Here is a 400-nt window from a genome sequence, read left to right as displayed (position 1 = left end):
AAACTGGCCAAGGCGTTGAATGTGAAGGTCGAAGAATTGTTCAGCGAGGACAATGTCAGCCTCGACAGCTACAGCCTAGTGCGCAGCCACGAACGGCAGGCGTTGTCGGGCACCGATGCGTCACCGGGTTACGCGGTGTTGGCGCATCAGGTCAGTGAGCGTAGTTTGTTGCCGTTTATCATTTACCCGCCGGCGGAGTTCACCGACAAGACCTTCAAGGAACATTTGGGGGAGGAGTTTTTGTTTGTGCATGAAGGTCAGGTTGAGGTGGATTTCATGAGTGAGCGGGTGGTGTTGAATCGGGGGGATGCGTTGCATTTCAATGCGCAGAAGCCGCATCGGATTCGGTCGGTGGGGGAGGTTCAGGCGCAGCTTTTGGTGGTGGTGCATAGTGCTGAGG

The 400-nt window shown here is 55.8% G+C and carries 1 protein-coding gene; it reads left to right on the top strand.

The window, feature by feature from the left end; translation table 11 throughout:
• The coding region (locus HX869_RS31315; protein WP_178904194.1) for a cupin domain-containing protein at positions 1-400 on the top strand (400 nt) is incomplete at both ends.

Source organism: Pseudomonas sp. P7779, from assembly GCF_013386315.1.
Lineage (GTDB): Bacteria > Pseudomonadota > Gammaproteobacteria > Pseudomonadales > Pseudomonadaceae > Aquipseudomonas.
Note: the sequence above shows the minus strand (reverse complement) of the source record. Positions and strands in the feature narration are given on the sequence as shown.